Source organism: Alkalihalobacterium sp. TH-98, assembly GCF_057473385.1.
In genome coordinates this window covers 23,047-39,422 of sequence record NZ_JBYCKM010000017.1, presented here as the reverse complement: position 1 = coordinate 39,422, position 16,376 = coordinate 23,047, and the positions used below count along the sequence as shown (strand labels likewise).

The 16,376-nt window shown below is 39.5% G+C and carries 14 protein-coding genes and 1 other RNA gene; 4 read left to right on the top strand and 11 right to left on the bottom strand.

Features of this window, described 5'->3' with window-relative positions; translation table 11 throughout:
- Positions 1–63 precede the first annotated feature (63 nt).
- The 4 genes from AC2VNP_RS07375 to AC2VNP_RS07360 form a co-directional block, all read right to left on the bottom strand.
- Positions 64–423: an arsenate reductase family protein gene (locus AC2VNP_RS07375; RefSeq protein ID WP_486916700.1), complete on the bottom strand. Its 360-nt coding sequence runs from the start codon at positions 421–423 to the stop codon at positions 64–66.
- 309 nt (positions 424–732) lie between these two features.
- Positions 733–2,517: an acyl-CoA dehydrogenase family protein gene (locus AC2VNP_RS07370; protein ID WP_486916730.1), complete on the bottom strand. Its 1,785-nt coding sequence runs from the start codon at positions 2,515–2,517 to the stop codon at positions 733–735.
- Positions 2,518–2,804: 287 nt separating this feature from the next.
- A complete protein-coding gene (locus AC2VNP_RS07365) occupies positions 2,805–3,986 on the bottom strand; it encodes an acetyl-CoA C-acetyltransferase (protein ID WP_486916699.1) in 1,182 nt (393 codons plus the stop codon).
- A gap of 20 nt (positions 3,987–4,006) precedes the next feature.
- Positions 4,007–6,385, bottom strand: a complete 2,379-nt coding sequence (locus tag AC2VNP_RS07360) for a 3-hydroxyacyl-CoA dehydrogenase NAD-binding domain-containing protein (RefSeq protein WP_486916698.1) — start codon at positions 6,383–6,385, stop codon at positions 4,007–4,009.
- A gap of 264 nt (positions 6,386–6,649) precedes the next feature.
- Between AC2VNP_RS07360 and AC2VNP_RS07355 the strand changes: the two genes are divergently transcribed.
- The 3 genes from AC2VNP_RS07355 to AC2VNP_RS07345 are packed head-to-tail and all read left to right on the top strand — an operon-like array spanning position 6,650 to position 7,552.
- Positions 6,650–6,943, top strand: a complete 294-nt coding sequence (locus AC2VNP_RS07355; RefSeq protein WP_486916729.1) for a hypothetical protein — start codon at positions 6,650–6,652, stop codon at positions 6,941–6,943.
- 15 nt (positions 6,944–6,958) lie between these two features.
- The gene (locus AC2VNP_RS07350; RefSeq protein ID WP_486916697.1) at positions 6,959–7,282 is read left to right on the top strand and encodes a spore coat protein; all 324 of its coding nucleotides are present in this window, start codon (positions 6,959–6,961) and stop codon (positions 7,280–7,282) included.
- Positions 7,283–7,336: 54 nt separating this feature from the next.
- Positions 7,337–7,552 (top strand): hypothetical protein, encoded by a 216-nt coding sequence (locus AC2VNP_RS07345; RefSeq protein ID WP_486916696.1) that lies wholly within the window; start codon positions 7,337–7,339, stop codon positions 7,550–7,552.
- Positions 7,553–7,733: 181 nt separating this feature from the next.
- Here AC2VNP_RS07345 and AC2VNP_RS07340 read toward each other — a convergent pair whose 3' ends face one another.
- The 5 genes from AC2VNP_RS07340 to AC2VNP_RS07320 all read right to left on the bottom strand — a co-directional run bounded on the left by AC2VNP_RS07340 (position 7,734) and on the right by AC2VNP_RS07320 (position 13,492).
- On the bottom strand, positions 7,734–7,991 hold the full coding sequence (locus AC2VNP_RS07340) for a YusU family protein (RefSeq protein ID WP_486916695.1): 258 nt from the start codon (positions 7,989–7,991) through the stop codon (positions 7,734–7,736).
- An 838-nt stretch (positions 7,992–8,829) separates the two neighbouring features.
- Positions 8,830–10,956, bottom strand: a complete 2,127-nt coding sequence (locus AC2VNP_RS07335; RefSeq protein WP_486916694.1) for a heavy metal translocating P-type ATPase — start codon at positions 10,954–10,956, stop codon at positions 8,830–8,832.
- Positions 10,928–11,296 (bottom strand): ArsR/SmtB family transcription factor, encoded by a 369-nt coding sequence (locus AC2VNP_RS07330; RefSeq protein ID WP_486916693.1) that lies wholly within the window; start codon positions 11,294–11,296, stop codon positions 10,928–10,930. The genes AC2VNP_RS07335 and AC2VNP_RS07330 overlap by 29 nt, the downstream gene beginning before the upstream one ends.
- A 135-nt stretch (positions 11,297–11,431) precedes the next feature.
- Positions 11,432–12,487: an HD-GYP domain-containing protein gene (locus AC2VNP_RS07325; RefSeq protein WP_486916692.1), complete on the bottom strand. Its 1,056-nt coding sequence runs from the start codon at positions 12,485–12,487 to the stop codon at positions 11,432–11,434.
- A 117-nt stretch (positions 12,488–12,604) separates the two neighbouring features.
- Entirely contained in the window at positions 12,605–13,492 is an 888-nt protein-coding gene (locus tag AC2VNP_RS07320) for a LysR family transcriptional regulator (protein WP_486916691.1), read from the bottom strand.
- Between the two features lie 204 nt (positions 13,493–13,696).
- On the opposite strand from AC2VNP_RS07320, the gene AC2VNP_RS07315 reads away from it, so the two are divergent.
- Positions 13,697–14,920 carry an MFS transporter gene (locus AC2VNP_RS07315; RefSeq protein WP_486916690.1) on the top strand — a complete coding sequence of 408 codons (1,224 nt, stop codon included), beginning with the start codon at positions 13,697–13,699 and terminating at the stop codon, positions 14,918–14,920.
- Positions 14,921–14,924: 4 nt separating this feature from the next.
- On the opposite strand, the gene AC2VNP_RS07310 is transcribed toward AC2VNP_RS07315, so the two are convergent.
- Together AC2VNP_RS07310 and ssrA are read right to left on the bottom strand one after the other, a co-directional pair.
- The gene (locus tag AC2VNP_RS07310) at positions 14,925–15,713 is read right to left on the bottom strand and encodes a nuclease-related domain-containing protein (protein WP_486916689.1); all 789 of its coding nucleotides are present in this window, start codon (positions 15,711–15,713) and stop codon (positions 14,925–14,927) included.
- A 292-nt stretch (positions 15,714–16,005) separates the two neighbouring features.
- Positions 16,006–16,365: a transfer-messenger RNA gene (gene ssrA / locus AC2VNP_RS07305) on the bottom strand.
- Positions 16,366–16,376: the final 11 nt, after the last annotated feature.

Below are 16,376 nucleotides of genomic sequence, written 5' to 3'. Positions count from 1 at the left end.
CCTCCAATAATTTCAGTGTTCACCGTTACTATATAATAAATTAGTAACGATAGACAACCCTAGTTATTTTTCCCAGTTTGCTTCAAAATCTTCCTCTTTAAATCCTACCGTGACTTTTTCTCCATCCGTTACGATCGGGCGTTTAATTAACATCCCATCGGTAGCAAGAATATCTAACAACTCTGCATCCGTTGCTTCCTTAACTTTATCTTTCAGACCGAGTTCACGATATTTTTTACCACTCGTATTAAAAAATTTTTTGATTTCTAATCCACTTTTTTTATAAAGGGACTCTAATTCCTCTCGACTCGGTGGTTGTTCAACGATATGTATAGCTTCATAGTTCACTTCATGGTCATCAAACCATTTTTTTGCTTTTTTACACGTCCCGCAGTTGGGATACCAGTAAAACTGTAAACTCATTTTAATTCTCTCCCTTCCAATTTATCCGCGTTGCAATCATTGGCATAATTGCATACATACTTACTTCTACACTTATTATTCCTCAAATTGCATCAATTAACAACTAAAACCAATGGTACCAGGTACCTTTACCACACTGCAGAAGTAAAGGTACCTGGTACCGGTTACACCGGAATTTTGGTGACACGTCAAAGAAGCCCCATTTTGGGACTTCTTTGATCTTAGTAGAGAGGAGAATGCTTCCTTGTAGAAAGGAGGTTTTATTATATTTTTGGAACTAAAGCTCCAAAATTGAATAACGGATTAAAATTAGATAACGTAGCGCTCTTCAGTTAATACAGCTTCAGCAATTTGACGCTTCTTCGCAATAACATTGATTGGAGTGTGACGAGTTAATTTGCGTAAGATAGAAATCATTGTACGAAGAGTGTCGCCTTCTTGCATAGCTACTAATGACTCTTTAGCATGCGCTTCGATACGGTTGAATGCTTCTTGGCAATATACTTCAGTTAAAAGTACTTTTTGCTCATTTTTATCTAAACCATTACGGTTAATCGCTTTTTCTGTACGAAGGATAACTGATTCCATATTGAATACTTCACTAACGATGTCAGCAACGTTAGAAAGGATTTCTTGCTCGTTTTGAAGCTTCTGTTGATATTTTTGAGCTCCAGTACCAGCAACCATTAAGAAGATTTTCTTCGCCATTTTTAGTAAATACTTTTCTTGCTCTAATGGCTCAGTTCCAACTTCCTCAGGCATCATCATCATTAATTCTTCTTGAAGAGACATTGCTTTCTCAAGTAAAGGAAGCTCGCCTTTCATTGCTTTACGAAGAATTGTAGCTGGAACTAATAAACGGTTGATTTCGTTTGTTCCCTCAAAGATACGGTTGATACGAGAGTCACGGTAGATGCGCTCTACTTCGTACTCAGCCATAAATCCATAACCACCGTGGATTTGAACAGCTTCATCAGCATTGTAGTCTAATTGTTCAGAACCTACAATTTTATTTAAAGAACACTCGATTGCATATTCAGCAATAGCGTCTGCTACTTTACGGCCATCTTTTTGCTCTTCTTCAGTTAAACCACCTAAACGATCTTCGAAAAGTCCGCCTGTACGGTAGATTGAACTCTCAGCAGCATACGTACCTACAGCCATGTTTGCTAATTTTTCTTGAATTAACGTAAATTTAGCAATTGGTTGTTTAAACTGTTTACGCTCATTAGCATATTTAGCAGCAAGCTCAAGTGTTTTTTTACATCCACCGATCGTACCTACTCCAAGCTTGTAACGACCAACGTTTAAGATGTTAAATGCGATAACGTGACCTTTACCAACTTCACCAAGTAAGTTTTCTACTGGTACATGAACATCTTCTAAGATTAATGTACGAGTTGAAGAACCTTTAATACCCATTTTCTTCTCTTCTGGACCTGTTGAAACGCCATCGAACGCTTTTTCAACGATGAATGCAGTGAATTGCTCACCATCGATTTTTGCATATACTACAAATACGTCTGCAAAAGCAGAGTTTGTAATCCATTGTTTTTGACCGTTTAGTACATAGTGAGTTCCTGCTTCGTTTAATACAGCAGTTGTTTTTGCACCTAAAGCATCAGAACCAGAACCAGGCTCAGTAAGTGCATAGGCAGCAATTTTCTCACCTGAAGCTAGAGGTGGAAGGTATTTTGATTTTTGCTCATGGTTACCGAAAAGTACGATTGGTAACGATCCGATACCAACGTGTGCACCGTAACTTAATGAGAATGCACCTGCACCTGCAAATTTTTCAGTAATTACAGAAGAACTAATTTTATCTAGACCAAGTCCGCCGTACTCTTCTGGTACGTCTGCACCTAAAAGACCAAGCTCACCCGCTTGCGTTAATAGACGACGAGAAATTTCAAAGTTGTGGTTTTCAATTTCTTCAAGGTGAGGACGAACTTCACCGTAAACAAACTCTTCAGTCGTCTTACCAATCATAATATGCTCTTCAGAAAAATCCTCTGGAGTAAATACTTGCTCTGCAGAAATATCTTCTAGTAAAAAGCTTCCGCCTTTTAAAACTTCATTTTTTACGTTACTCATCATTCATTCCTCCAATAAGTTATTTGAAACTAAATGATAAACTTTTTAGAGGGGAAGCAGACCAAACTGCTTCCACCTTCTATTTGCTTGTTTAGCTTCAAGCCCTGTTATAATAACCAGGCGCCTTTCGCTTTTCTATTGTCTAGCTGCAGCGGTCAGCGTCTAGTGGACTTCGCTCTCCTCCTTACGATAAGTCAACATCGGTTCGTTGCCTCACCGTGTTTCCTTTATCTCATACGAAGGAGCTCCAGTCCTTACGACGCTAAACGACCGCTTCCGCCTTTCTATTAACCTATTAATTCAAAGACACCTGCAGCTCCCATTCCGCCACCGATACACATTGTAACGACACCGAACTGTTCGCCACGACGTTTCATTTCATTCATAAGTGTTAGTGTAAGTTTTGCACCAGAGCATCCAAGCGGGTGACCTAGAGCAATTGCTCCACCGTTTACGTTTACTTTGTCTAGATCTAAACCTAAGTGACGAACTACTTGTAATGATTGAGAAGCGAATGCCTCATTTAATTCAAATAATCCGATATCAGAAAGGCTTAATCCAGCAATTTCTAGAGCCTTAGGAATAGCTTCAACTGGACCAATTCCCATTATTTCCGGTGCTACACCCGCAACTGCAAATGAACGGAATTTAAGAATTGGAGCAAGACCATTAGCTTCAGCTTCTTCACGGTCCATAACAAGGACACTTGCTGCGCCATCACTCATTTGAGATGAGTTACCTGCAGTAACAGATCCTTTTGGATGGAAGGCAGGGCGTAACTTTCCTAATGTATCGACAGTTGTATCTACACGTACACCTTCATCGACACTGAACGTTACTTGCTTTTCTTTTAATTTATTGTCCGCACCCACTGAACGAAGTGTTACATCCACTGGTACGATTTCATCTTCAAATTTACCTTCTTTAATAGCATTAGCTGCACGGCGGTGACTTTCTACCGCAAACGCATCTTGGTCAGCACGGCTAACTTCAAAACGTTTTGCAACTTCTTCTGCTGTATAACCCATACCCATATAGTACTCAGGCATTTCTTCAACTAATTTAGGGTTAGGGGCAATCACGTGTCCACCCATAGGGATAAGACTCATTGATTCTGCTCCACCTGCGATAATTGACTTAGAGTGTCCAAGCATAATACGCTCAGATGCATAAGCAATACTTTGTAAACCTGAAGAACAATATCGGTTAATTGTAATGGCAGGTACCGTATTTGGTAATCCAGCTAAAGCTGCGATATTACGTGCCATATTCATTCCTTGTTCTGCTTCTGGCATTGAACAACCCATAATTACGTCATCGATTTTACTTGGGTCAAAATCGCCTGCACGCTTTAATGTTTCCTTTATTGTTAACGCACCTAAATCATCCGGTCTCACATTGGCAAGTGTTCCTCTTTTTGCTTTTCCGACTGGTGTTCTAGCACCAGCTACTATTACCGCTTCTCTCAAGTTTCTTCCCTCCATTCATTCTAATTGCGTAATGGTTTCCCTTTAGTTAACATGTATTGCATTCTTTGTTGAGATTTCGGCTCACCAACTAAGCTTAAGAATGCTTCACGCTCTAGGTCTAATAAATATTGCTCATCAACTAAAGTTCCTTTAGGTACACGACCACCAGCAATAACAAATGCTAATTTTTGAGCGATCTTTAGATCATGCTCTGAAATCATACCGCCATATTGCATCGTTTTTGCACCAAGCAATAAAGTAGCATAACCTGTTTCACCGACAACAGGAACTAGTTTACGAGCAGGTGCTGTATATCCTTGTTCAAATAAATGTAAAGCTTCTTGTTTTGCATTATAGATAACATGATCAGCGTTCATTGTTACACCATCACGGTCGCTTAAGAAGCCATTTGCACGTGCTTCATCTGCAGATGTAGATACTTTTGCCATAGCAATCGTCTCAAATGTACGGTTAGCAACAGCTTGTAGATCTGCACCAGGAGTGTGTCCTTCTAAGTTGCGAAGGTAAAGTTCTTTATTACCTCCACCACCTGGGATAAGACCAACACCAACTTCAACTAACCCCATGTATGTTTCTGAAGAAGCTTGAATGCTAGCTGAAGGTAAGCAGATTTCCGCGCCTCCACCAAGACTCATACCAAATGGTGCTGTAACAACTGGTTTAGATGCGTATTTAATTCTTTGCATCGCATTTTGGAACTGACGAATTACCATATCGATCTCAAAGAAATTATCATCTTGAGCTTCCATTAGGATCATCATAAGGTTCGCACCGACACAGAAATTTTTCGCTTGGTTACCAATAACTAAACCTTTATAATTCTTTTCTACTTCGTCAATTGATTTATTAATCATTTGGATTACATCTAACCCAATTGAGTTATTCGGAGAAGTGAATTCTAGACAAGCAATACCATCTCCTAAATCAATTAATGCACCACCAGAGTTTTTAAGGATAATTTTATTATCTTCTTTTAAAGATTTTAAGTTAATTACTTTTTTGTTTTGCTCAATTGCTTTATATTCACCTTCATGGTAGAAGCTCTTATCTGAATAGAAGCTTGTTTTACCTGAAGCAAGCATTTCTTTTACCCAGCTTGGAACTGTAGCACCTTCTGCTTCCATCTTCGCTACTGACTTTTCAACGCCAATGGCATCCCAAAGTTCAAATGGTCCTTGCTCCCAGCCAAAGCCCCACTTCATCGCTTGGTCAACAGAAAGAACATCGTTTGCGATTTCGTAGCACTTCTCTGCAGAATAAATTAATACTGGCTTAATTAAGCTCCAGATTAATTGGCCTGCACGGTCATCTGCATACGCTAATGTTTTAATTTTTGCTGATAAGCCTTTTGCTTGTTTTGCAGCCTCAGTCGAAGCTGTTTTTAATTTTTTACGTGGTCCATACTCAAGTGTATTAGGATCAAGTTCTAAGATCTCTTTTCCTTTTTCACCTTTTTGCTTTAAGAAGAAACCTTGACCTGACTTCGCACCGATCCAGCCTTTTTCAGCCATATCGCGCATAAATGCAGGAGGATCAAATACTTCTTTTTCTTCACCTTCAACTTGATCGTAAACATTTTTTGCAACGTGTAAGAATGTATCTAAACCTACAACATCTAATGTTCTGAAAGTGGCACTGCTAGGTCGTCCAATTAACGGACCTGTTACAGAGTCAACTTCACCTACTGAATATCCACCTTTAAGCATTTCAGAAACTGTTACTAATAATCCATAAGTTCCAATTCGGTTAGCGATGAAGTTTGGCGTATCTTTTGCCTCAACAACACCTTTCCCGAGAACGTTTTCAGCAAACGCTTTCATGAACTCAACAATTTCAGGATTTGTGTCATTAGTTGGGATGATCTCTAATAACTTTAAGTAACGAGGCGGATTAAAGAAGTGTGTTCCCAAGAAATTTGCTTTAAAATCTTCAGAACGTCCTTCTGCCATTGCCTCAACAGAAATCCCTGATGTGTTAGAACTAATGATCGATCCTGGTTTACGGAATTGATCAACTTGAGTAAATACTTTCTTTTTAATATCTAAGTTTTCAACAACAACTTCGATTACCCAATCGACATCTGCAAGTTGTTGCATATCATCTTCAAAGTTACCTACTGAAATTAAATTCTTATTATCTTTCACCGTTAAAGGTGCTGGTTTTTGTTTTAAAAGTTGTTGAACCGCATTTGCACTCAGTCGGTTGCGGACAACTTTATCTTCAAGAGTTAACCCCTTCTTTGCTTCTGCTTCTGTCACTTCACGAGGTACAATATCAAGCAATAGTGTTGGAATACCTACGTTTGCTAATACTGCAGCAATCCCGGAACCCATGACACCCGATCCTAATACAGCTGCTTTACGAATTTGACGAACCATATTTGTCCTCCTTCTCCTGAAACATTTGAATGAATACTCATTCATTTTTCTATTAAAAAAATATTGAATTGCGCAATAATTTTTGTACTACAATAACTATATCGAATTTTGTATGATTTAGCAAGGGCAATTTCTGAAAATTAATAATTATTTTTTGCCATGTTAGCAGCTCCCATGTATCGTTTTAGCATGTTTGTTACACGATAAAGGTGTATCGTAAAGGATACAAAAAACATTGTGGCTTATGAGGGAGGCTACACTATGATGCAGCAACAACAAAATCAACAGCAACAGCAACAAATGCCAATGAACCAGCAACAAGGAGTCATGCCTCAACCCCCAAATGTCGTTACTAGTAAAGACCACCTTTACATTTCAGACATGCTTTCTTGGAACTTACTTGCAATGAAGAAGTGCCACTTTTTTGCTCAACAATGTACAGACCCTGAAGTGAAGGGCGCAATTGAGAAAGCCGGGCAAATGCATAAGCAGCATTATGAGCGAATTTTGCAACATTTTCAAACTCAACAAAATCAAATGAATCAAGCACTTCAATAACAGGAGGGTTTCTGCATGAGCCAACAAACAAAAATCCAAAACCCTGAAACACAAGTTCCTAAAACACCACAAATGTCCGATCGTGACTTTATTAATGATGTACTAGCTACTGAAAAGTATATGACGGCTTCTTATAGTTATGCAATGAATGAGGCAAGTCATGAACAATTATACAAGGATATTAATGCGATTTGTAACGAAACGCAAGATTGTCAGCGTGAATTGTTCAATGTCATGTTTAAAAAAGGTTGGTACAGCTTTGATGCAGCATCACAGCAACAGCTTGATCAAGCTTATCAACAGTTTTCTGGTTACAGCAGTCAGTTCCCTTATAGCTAGGAGTACAGAAAAGCGGAACGTGGCTGTTTAGTGGCTGCACGTTAGAGGCCTGGAATGGGACGAGCCAGCAACTTTGAGGCAGCAACAGGTGAACGTCGCTTAGGGTATACATGTTGTTTACTGGTACTAAGCGAAGCAACAGCTAGCAAGGATCACCGGGAGCTAGACAATGTAACCATAAGCATCCGTTTAGCCAAGACTGGATTTAATTCAACGAAAGAAGAGGTAATCACCACTGTGATTACCTCTTCTCTGTTTTTAGCGGACTGAAAAGCCCTTATTTATGAGAAATCAGTGATTTTTCGGATGTAAGCGGACTCAGATACCCTTATTTCGCTTATTTCGCTTAATCATAGCGCATCTGAAGTCATTTTAGCTAAATAGCGGCCTCTCAGTCCGCTAAAGTTTAAAAATCGATGTTTTTAACTACAATAAGGTCCTCTCAGTCCTCTCAGGATTTCGGACTATTATTTTTTCTGTGTTCTTGGTTTAATGCTTGGATCTCCGTAACAAGCTCCTTCATCTTTTCCTTCGCATCAGGATACTGCTCATTCCAATGCTTTGCAAGTGGCGGCATACTCTTTGAGATATGGGTATACAACGCCCAAGCCTGCACTTTTTCTTTTAAAGCTTCATTCTCAACACCGAGTAATAGCTCAGTGTATTTCTCTAATAAACCATCTAATTGTCCCTTCAGCTTTTCGTCCACGTTTTCACCTCATTATAATATAAGTCAATTTCTCACTATACCTAGTATAACGAAGTATGAGGTAGTTATAAAAATAATCCGCCATTTTATTCGAAAGAATGTTTTTAAGACTAGATAAAATGCGTAGCTATTGGTTGTCAGTATTAATGGTGGATCACTGGTCACTAACTTTTTGTGGATGGATTCATTTTATTTGTAGCCTTAGTTACCTCTTTCTGCTTTGCTAATTGACTTCGGGATCTATTCACTTCTTTTAGTGACCGCCTCCTGCTCCTTTCCCATGCGGCAGGCTCTATTCGCTCTTTTTAGTGACCACTTCCTGCTCTTTTTCCACGCGACAGGCTCTATTCGCTTCTTTTAGTTACCGCTTCCTGCTCTTTTTCCACGCGACAGGCTCTATTCGCTCTTTTTAGTGACCACTTCCTGCGCTTTTTCCACGCGACAGGCTCTATTCGCTCCTTTTAGTTACCGCTTCCTGCTCTTTTTCCACGCGACAGGTTCTATTCGCTCCTTTTAGTTACCGCTTCCTGCTCTTTTTCCACGCGACAGGCTCTATTCGCTCCTTTTAGTTACCGCTTCCTGCCTATTTTCCACGCGACAGGCTCCATTCAATCCTTTTAGTGACCGCTGCTTGCTGCTCTTTTTCCACGCTACAGGCTCCATTCGCTCTTATTAGTTACCGTCTCCTGCTTCTATCCTATGCGACAGGCTCTATTCGCTCTTTTTAGTGACCACTTCCTGCTTTGCTCCAAGGCTATAGGCACTATAACTTCCTGTTCCTTCTTCAACCGGCTCCAATTATGTGATTTAGAGTGTTAATGCCTTTCTCTCCCGCGCATTATTCCTCATCCTTTACTCGCAACAAACGCAAACCGTTCAAGGTAACAAGCAATGTTGCTCCCATATCAGCAAATATCGCAATCCAAAGTGTTAACCAGCCAGGAATGACGAGTAATAACGCCAGTGCTTTTAACCCAAGGGCAAAGGCAATGTTTTGCTTGATAATCGTTAACGTTTTCCGGCTTAATCGAATCGCGAAAGGAAGTTTCCTTAAATCATCACCCATTAAGGCGATATCTGCTGTTTCTAGCGCCGCATCGGTTCCAGCGCCACCCATGGCAATTCCTATGTCGGCTGTTGCGAGTGCCGGAGCATCGTTCACACCATCACCAACCATCACAACCTGCCCGCTTTCCTTCATCTGTTTAACATATTTTAATTTTTCATCTGGTAAAAGCTGCGCCTTCACTTGGGCAATTCCAAGTTCATTCCCTATCGCTTTCGCCGTTTCTTCATTATCCCCCGTGAGCATGATCGTATTTTTAACACCCAACTGTTTTAAACGACGAACCGCAGTAGAACTTGATGTACGAATACGATCCGACACAGCAATATAGCCAACAAGCTCGTTTTCCTTGCCGACTAAAATCACCGTCTTCCCTTGTTTTTGTAGGGAATGCACCTCGTTAGGGACGTTTATTATTAGCTCTTTAAAAAAGGTCGGACTGCCAACATAATAACTTTCTTTATTAATTAATCCTGTAATTCCTTTCCCAGTAATGGAACGGAAATTAACGACTTCTTGCTTTGAAGCTTCAATTCCCTCTATTGAAGCTCGTTGCATAACGGCAGAAGCTAGCGGATGCGCTGAACTTTTTTCTAAATAAGCGCCAATCTTTAAAACTTCCTGCTCCGTATATGGGTGAACAGCAACAACATCCGTTACTTCTGGAACACCGTTTGTTAACGTTCCCGTTTTATCAAAAGCGATCGTTTGAATAGAACCAAGCTGTTCTAAATAAACACCGCCTTTAATGAGAACTCCATTTCTCGCACTATTCCCTATGGCTGTTACGATCGAAACCGGGGTAGAAATGACAAGTGCACACGGACAACCGACAACTAAAACGGCTAACCCTTGATAAACCCATACTGACCAATCTGCACTAAAAAATAGAGGCGGAACTGTAGCCACTCCTAGGGCAACCAGCATAATGAGCGGCGTGTAATACTTCGCAAACCGATCGACAAATGCTTGCGAAGGGGCACGCTCAGCTTGCGCTTCTTCAACAAGCTCAATAATTTTAGAAAGCGTCGTATCTTCGACTCTTTTTGTCACTTTTATTTCCAGCAAACCTTCTTCGTTTAGTGTTCCGGCATAGACTTCATCGTTCGTCCTCTTGGCAACAGGTATCGATTCACCTGTAATAGCTGCTTGATTTACTGTAGAAACCCCATGCTGAACAGTTCCATCCATCGGAATTTTCTGCCCTGGCTTCACGATCATAACATCGCCAATTTCGATTTCATCGACAGGCAATTCAACCATGTCTCCTAGTCTAATGACAGTTGCTGTGCGGGGAGCCAGATCCATTAATGATCGGATCGACTGTCTCGCCTTATCCATAGAAAATCGTTCAAGTGCTTCACTAATGGCGAATAAAAAGACCACCGTGGCTCCTTCTCCCCACTCTCCAATGAGAGCAGCACCAATAATCGCAATCGTCATAAGCGTTTTCATATCAAAGCGAAGTTTGGTTAAGTTCTTTAAGCCTTGCCAAAACAGTTGGTGTCCGCCGATCACCATAGCTGCCGCAAAAATACCTATCGTTAACCCATCACTTTCTCCTTTTTGTAAAACAAGTGCCCAACCGATAATAAGAAGAAGGCCGGAAATGACGGTTTGAATAAAATGTTGTTGCTTCCAAAAAGGCTTTTGTTCTAACTGTCGTTCTTTTTCTGGGTACACTTTTAAATTTTCAAAGGCACCGGCTTTTTCCAAATCTTCAATAGAAACTTCTCCATACACTTTTAGTTTAGAAGCTCCAAAGTTCACTTTTGCATCCGATACTTGCGGGAGCTCCTTTACATTTTTCTCGAAGACACCTGCACAATTGGCACACGTAAATCCTTGGATCCGGTATGTTTTTTCTGTATCATTCATGTCCTTTCCCCTCTTTCCCATGTTCTAAGCCATTTAGAATTAACTGTTTTACATGGTCATCGTCAAGAGAATAAAAAACGAGCTTTCCTTCTTTACGAAACTTGGCTAACCCTATATTTTTAAGTAATCTCAAATGATGAGAAGCTGTAGCTGTCGACGATCCGATAATCGTTGCAATGTCACAAACACACAACTCTTCTTCTGAAGCTAAAAGAAAGGCAATTTTTAATCTCGTTTCATCCGCTAGTGCTTTAAAGATTTTCGCTGTAACATCAAAATGCTCTTCTTTCATTAATGTTGTTAAACGATCCACTTTTACCGAGTCATATTGAAAAACTTCACATTGATCTCCTTTTGCCATAACCAATCACCTCTCATTATTCAAACAATAGTTTGAATGTATATACTCCTATCATACCGCTGAACATTCAAACGTTCAAATGAATATTTGATTGTTGAATGCAAAAAAACACAGGAGCTTTTCCTGTGCTTAATTTTATGCTATATCAATCTGTTTGGTGAATGATACAAATGAGACAATATACCGTTGTGAATACCTTAAATCAATTAGTTCACCTGCGATGTTAATCACAGGATTGATTGGATCATCCTGATGAATAAATACGATCTCACCGATTGAATGATCATCTAAATATACTTGGTTACCAATTGACATCTCCATTATTCGTTGAATGAATAAATAAGTCATTTTAGGATCTAACTTTCCAAACGCCTCACTCTTCATTTGCTTTAACACTTCATACAATGCTACCTGACCTCGATACACACGGTCCGATGTCATCGCATGAAAGATATCAGCGATCGCAATAATTTTTGAATAGCGATGAATTTCATTCGCTGCTCTTCCATACGGATAACCTTTTCCGTCTTCACGTTCATGGTGCTCTAATGCCATTAAACAAATCTCATCACTAAAGTGGCCGCACTTTTTTAAAATATCATACCCATAAACCGGATGTTTTTTAATGGTTTCATATTCTTGATTTGTTAGTGGTCCTTCTTTTAATAAAACATCATCAGGAATTTCTAACTTCCCTATATCATGTAAAAGGCCGCCAAGTGAGATTGTATTTATCTCTTCTTGATTGTATCCAATCCATTTAGCTAACAGTGAAGCTAACACGGAAACTCCGATATTATGTCGGTACGTATAATCATCCTTGTTTAGAATTCCATTCATCAATGTTGATAAATTATAATTTAATGAGATTTGTTCAACGACAGGTATTACTTTCTCTTCCACTTCAAGAAGAACAGTGTCGTTATCTTTAACTTTTGAAAAAATTTCTCGTATTTCACCAACTGTATTGTTAAGTAAAAGCTCTTGTTGAAAAGGTGCAAGTAGAGTTGGTCCTATAACAGGCACAAAATTCAACTTATAATTATTTATATTAATACCCATATCGAGTAAACGCCGGACGTGTTGTTCGTTCAAAACCGCTCCTTCGTTAAGGAGTAACGTTCCTCGTTCATTATGAATATCGTTTTTAAGACGGCACCCGACAAAACGAAAGGCATGGTCCTCATTCATCGTAATCCCCCATTTAACCTATTCCTAGCGGTCAATATAAATGTAAAATTCTGATTATTACATAAATGATACACTTGTACTAAAAATTTGTAAATGAAACTCCTATACAGTCCGGACTTATTTACCAATAACTTTAAATTGTTCGCTTACAAAATATTGGAATTGTTGAACAACTAATGGCATATACCTATTTTCTACCCATGCCATACCAATAGAACGAGTGCAATCATGATCCAATACTTCTATCTTTGAAACTTCTGTTTCATCGAGCCCTTTTCTTTCGGGAATTAAACTAACTCCTAAACCTGCTGAAACTAATCCGTTAACTGTTGAAACCTCTTGTCCTTCAAACTTAATATTTGGTGTAAACCCTGCATCTCGACACAATTGATCGGTTATTGTTCGTAACCCGACCCCTTCTTTAAAACCGATAAACGGTTCATCCGCGATTTCCTCTAATTTGATCCCTTTTCTACCTGACAATCGGTGAGACTTAGGTACGATGATATATAATTGTTCGCTAAACAACTTCTCCCAATGAAAGCCAGCCGTTTGAACAGGCGCCGACGTTAAACATAAATCAACCTCTCCTGTGGTGAGTTGTTCAATTAACACGTCCGCTGTACTTTGAAAAAGTTGAAATTTTACATGAGGAAATGATCTTCGGTATTGTCCGATCAAATCAGGCACGAGATGAGACCCTAGTGTGTGTAAAAAAGAAAGAGCAATCTGACCATGGTCAGGGTGAACGATATCGGTCAGTTCTTGCTTTCCATCTTCAATTAACTGAAGTGCTTCATTTACTCTCGATAAAAACATTTTTCCGTACCTGTTAAGTTTGACCGTTCTCCCACTACGCTCAAAAAGAGGCACACCTAAATCTTTTTCTAATCTCGCAATCGATCGACTCAATGCAGGTTGTGAAATAAAAAGTTCTTCAGCCGCCCGGGTAAAATGCTCGACTTGAGCAACCTTTTGAAAATATTCTAATTGCTGCCACTCCATATTATGACCAGCTTTCTATAAGGGTTTTAGTTGTAATTTGCTAGATTGGTGAAGCATGTACGATTTTTGAAACTTATAATAATCTTTAATTGAGTCCCTTCTATTACATTTTTGCATCAATTTTATGAAAATTATAAATTGGAAGTTATCAGTTGTCAAAAGTATGATTGAGAGTACATAGCAAAAAAAGGGGTAGGAAATTCATTGACTCACACTCACATTACAAAAGATCATTCAAGCTACTATAAAACGATAATTGCCTTGTTTTCAGGAAGCTTTGTCAGCTTTATGATTTTATACTCGATGCAGACACTAATACCTGTTTTTTCGAAAGAATTCGAGGTTACACCTGCGGTTGCCAGCCTTGCCCTGTCAATTACGACAGGATTTCTAGCCGTGACGATGTTAGTAACTGCCATTGTTTCCGATTCAACCGGACGCAAACGAATGATGACATGGGCATTACTTCTCTCATCACTACTTTGTATATTAACTGCTTTTAGCTCTAATTTTACAAGTCTCTTAGCAATCCGAGCATTACAAGGGATTGCACTTGCAGGTTTTCCTGGGATTGCGATGACGTATGTAAGTGAAGAGTTCCACCCGAAGACACTCGGTGTGGTCATGGGCATTTACGTTAGCGGTACTACTCTGGGCGGCTTGTCTGGGCGACTGATTACCGGGGTTTTAACCGACTGGTTTTCGTGGCAGGTCGCCGTCGGTACCATCGGTGGAGTAAGTGTATTGTTAAGTATTTTATTTTGGACGATGTTACCTGTCGACATCCATTCAACGCGAAGTAAATATACGATAAAAAAACTAATCCCATCTTTGATGTCCCAATTAAAAGACCGTAAATTACTAGCACTCTTTATCATTTCTTTTGTCTTAATGGGAGGCTTTGTTACAGTCTATAACTACATCAGTTTTGTTTTAATGGCAGCTCCTTATTATTTAAGTCAAACGTTGATTGGGCTCGTTTTTCTTATTTATTTAGTAGGAACTTTTAGTTCAACGTATATGGGAAAAGTAAGCGACCAGTTCGGCAAGCAACAATTGCTACCGGTAACGATTGTTATTATGCTCATTGGTGCAGTATTGACGTTAAGCTCCAACCTTTGGCTCATTTTGCTTGCGCTCGCCATTTTTACTTTCGGATTTTTTGGCAGTCATTCAATTGCAAGTAGCATGGTCGGTCAATTGGCTACAAATTATAAATCTCAAGCAGCATCTCTTTATTTGCTTTGTTATTACCTCGGATCCAGTCTTATTGGAACGAGCACTGGTGTGGTCTGGGTCAACTTCTCGTGGACTGGGATCGTGCTAACGGTTTGCGGACTTATTTTAATTGCCCTGCTGATGGTTGTTTGGATTCGAGTGGAGTTACAGCGGGATGTGCGCTTGGAGGATGAGAGTCAGGTGGTTTGAGGGTTTAATGTAATAACAATCGTATCATAGGGATATGTAAGCATTCTGGGCAGTGTACTCCCTTTTTTATATTTTCGCACTTAATATCAAACTGGGAAAAAATATCTTTTTCCAGCGGAACATGCTTTTTAATTAGTGTTGTTGCCATTTTTTTCATTTCTTTTAAAGTGAGAACTTCCATTGTAAAGGATTGTTCTATTTGATTGATTTTATCCGGAAGGGCTTGGGCATGAAGAACATCTTGATTGGGGGCTTGTCTAATTATTGTAGAGGGACTACTAATAACAACTAGCGTTCGAACAGGTACTGAAGAGGGAAATTTGTGTTTTTTTAACCAGTTTTCAAGTTGTAACTTTTGTCTCTTAACTTGTAATAACGGGTCAGGAAAAGCCTCTTCTCTATCCTTAACTTTTCGAATTAACTGCTGATGAGTTTTATCGAAAAATAATGACCCTGTAATATTTTTAACTTCCAGTATAAGGATAAATCTTGGTGATAAAATCAGTATATCCATTTGAAAATAACTTGTACCACTAGACAATAGTCTCAGACCGTGAAGAAAGTGAAATTGATCTGCAGGAAACGATAGATAGTAATCAATTGACTTCTCACCTTTAAATCCAGCAACAGCTTTAGCTAGCTCCTTTTCTATTTGTGGCCTTTTCGGATGATTAGCAGCAAGGCGTCTTAGTAAAGCCTCTAGTTTTTGAATATTTATTGGAATTTTATGTTCTTTTTTAATCAATATGCTCACTCTCCTTATCATTTCGAGGAGAATTTCTTCATAAAGCATCAAATTACCTCTTTTAAATCATTAAATCTATGTAAAATTTACGTTAGTTACTTTGAATCAGTGCTGCTAATTTCAATATATCGGCGCAAATTTCGATATATCGGCGTAACTTTTAATATATCGGCGCAATTTCAAATATATCGGCGCAATTTCAAATATATCAGCGTAATTTCAAATATATCGGCGTAACTTCAAATATATTGGCGAAGCTCCAATTCAAGCCTATTATTTATGCCTCAATCTGAAAAGATACAAAAAGACCACCTAACACGGTGGTCTTTTTCACGGTATTTGGTGGAGACGGCGGGAATCGAACCCGCGTCCAAGAATGTCGACACTTAAGCTTCTACGAGTGTAGTTACTGAATTAGCATTTCGCACTTACGTCGGCCCAGTAACAGGCTTCGATAAGGCTAGTCTGATTGTTCTCTTCCTTCGTCCTCAGACGGAGGACAGCCGGCGTAGCCCACTTAGAGTGAGTCCCAGTCCCTACCACATGGGCGATGGAGGGTGGAACCGCAAAGCGCTATTAAGCTGCTACTGCGAAGTTATTGTTAGTTTTGCCAGTTATAGGCGTTGGCGTTTTAACGAGGCCGACCCCCTCGACTCGCAACTTAAGCTCAACCCACCCCTGTCGAATCCAAAACGTCCCCAGATTATAAAT